Source organism: Enterobacter sp. BRE11 (assembly GCF_031844285.1).
Lineage (GTDB): Bacteria > Pseudomonadota > Gammaproteobacteria > Enterobacterales > Enterobacteriaceae > Pantoea.
Genome location: NZ_JAUZUX010000040.1, coordinates 1 through 2,395 on the forward strand (window position 1 = coordinate 1; position 2,395 = coordinate 2,395).

The 2,395-nt window shown below is 51.1% G+C and carries 1 protein-coding gene and 3 pseudogenes; all 4 read left to right on the forward strand.

What is annotated here, in order from left to right; all coding sequences use genetic code 11:
- A pseudogene (locus Q9R34_RS21575) lies at positions 1-294 on the forward strand (hypothetical protein); the annotation flags it as partial.
- The gene (locus tag Q9R34_RS21580) at positions 294-1,391 is read left to right on the forward strand and encodes an Imm72 family immunity protein (RefSeq protein ID WP_485896408.1); all 1,098 of its coding nucleotides are present in this window, start codon (positions 294-296) and stop codon (positions 1,389-1,391) included. The pseudogene Q9R34_RS21575 and the gene Q9R34_RS21580, both read left to right, overlap by 1 nt.
- A pseudogene (locus Q9R34_RS21585) lies at positions 1,391-1,534 on the forward strand (type VI secretion system baseplate subunit TssE); the annotation flags it as partial. The gene Q9R34_RS21580 and the pseudogene Q9R34_RS21585, both read left to right, overlap by 1 nt.
- Positions 1,535-1,548: 14 nt before the next feature.
- Positions 1,549-2,395, forward strand: a pseudogene (gene vgrG / locus Q9R34_RS21590) (type VI secretion system tip protein VgrG); the annotation flags it as partial.

Here is a 2,395-nt window from a genome sequence, read left to right on the forward strand (position 1 = left end):
ATTGAGCTGAACGAACGGTTTAAAAGAATGGTTAATAACTATGGGAATCAGGCTAAAGCTAATGGTCAGGCAATTACTGCCGATATCCAGGGCGTAAAGGCTGAATTTTACCCCTCGAGGTGGCAGAGTATTAGTGGAAAATATGGATACAGCAAACCGGAAGGCATCGAACCTCCTTATGTGTCCAGCACGCGCCAGCTACATGATGATGAACTGCGAAGCAAAGTGACACAGCGCACTATCGTAAATGCCGCTCGCATTGAACACCAGACCAGCAATGAGGGTAATAAATAATGGCAAAATTTCCCATGACGGACGAGCATATTCGCCGCCGCCTGTTCTGGCTCTTGCAACGGCACAGCAGTTATAGTCTCTGGCAATGTAAACGTGAAGCCTGGGCATTGTTTGCTGGAAAGTACGAAGAGGCCATGAAAACCTGGCCAGAAGAAAAGACAGAGGGATTTGATGAAAAAGCTATTATCTGGATTTATGATGCGTTACGTCTTTATGATGAAGGTCTGTCGGAACTGTCTGTAGGCAATCGTCAAGTGTGGCAGATTAAGACTGGCGAATTTTACCAACTTAGTAGGCCAATTGATCTTGTTAGATCATTTTTTTGGGCCTCATGTCATGAGCGTTGGATTCATGTAGAGCACTATCCTGAGCATGTGATCCCCCTGGATAATTTGCGATTTGCGGCAGAGTGCTATGGCGATAATTTGTTGTTTCCTCCGTACGATAATGTTTGCAATATTTTTGAGGCAGATTATCTGCTGAACTCTGAACGGTATAATGGTGTGTTCCATACTTATCCTTATCCTGTATTTCCTAAAAAATTACCGCCAGTTCCCGAGGGCACAGATATTATTATAAAAACGGGGGAGGTTATTCCCTGTGATGGTATCTGGGAACCCGTTAAAATTCAGTACAACCATAAGCTATTGGTGATAAAAAGTGACATTAGTGGGTTTAAAAACCTGGGTACTTATAATTATTTCATTCGGGGAATGAATGCCCCCCTGCAGGTTTATGAAGACTTGCTGCTGGCTGAAGGCTTGGGTTATCGAGATGTTCACTGGCGACTGGTCTGGGAAGATACGCGCTATTGCGACGGCATCATTCCGGATGAATCAGAGTATTTTCTGAATGAAGCTCAGGGAAAACGTATCCAGTGTCGTACCGGTGAGCAATGCCCACATTCCGGACAGTGGGCCACGCTGGAGGGTGGGCACCAGCAATTTACTTATGCACGTGCGGGGCAAAAGATGCCGGAAGCACAGGTCTTTAAGGGCAGTTTCGGCCCGACGGCGTTAATCCCGGCAAGCTGGAGCCTGGTGGATCGTGATGACGGCGGCAGTGTCTTTGTAATCAGCACGGACGAGAAAAAGTAATGACGTTAAGAAACACGCCTTCTCTTTGCGAGATGATTTACGGCAACTTTGTCGGTGATTTCGATCTTCATCGTGTCAGGGAAGAAAATCATGTCATCCTGTCCGTGCTGGATAACATGCAGCGCATTCTGAATTGTCGCGCCAGTTGACGGACAGGCTCGCCACCTTCCGCGCGGCCCGTGATACCCGCCTGCACGTTTCCATGTGGGGCATGCCCTACAGTGAACAGTTCTGCTTCAGGCCCAGGCCTGTACCGCGCCCGCTTATCGCCGGGACCCTGACAGCCCGCGTCGAGAGCGATGAGAAAAATGCACTGTATGCCCATCTTGATGAAACGGGGCGCTACCGGGTGAAGCTGGACTTCAGCCGTGAAGACGCAGAGCAGGGCTATAACTACCTGTGGATACGTCAGGCCAAACCGTACGCCGGGGAAACGTACGGCTGGCACACGCCGCTGACTGACGGTACGGAAGTGGGAATTGCCTTTGACGGCGGCGACCCGGACCGCCCGTATATCGCCCATGCGTTCCATGATTCTGAACATCCGGATGTGGTCACCCGGGACAACCGCAGCCAGAACATCCTGCGCACCGCAGGTCAGAACGAACTGCGAATGGAAGACCTGCGCCAAAGCGAGCATATTGCGCTGAAAACGCCGTTTGGAGCCACGGTCCTTAACCAGGGCCATATCGTTGATGCACAGAACGAGCCGCGGGGCACCGGCTTTGAGCTGCGCACCGATGAGTTCGGGGTTATACGTGTGGCGAAGGGGTTGCTGGTCACCGCCGATGGCAAAGTGCACGGCGAAGGCGATGTGCTGAATATGGACGTGGCTCTCAGAGAGATTGAGACCGTCCGGACGCAAATCGAGGGACTGGCCACAGCCACCCGACAGGCGAAAGCCCTCGAAGCTGATATCGCCAGCCAGCAGGCAATGTTCGCCACACGGCTGAAAACTCTCAATGAGATGCTTCACTTCTCAGCACCCGAGGGGATGGCTTTTA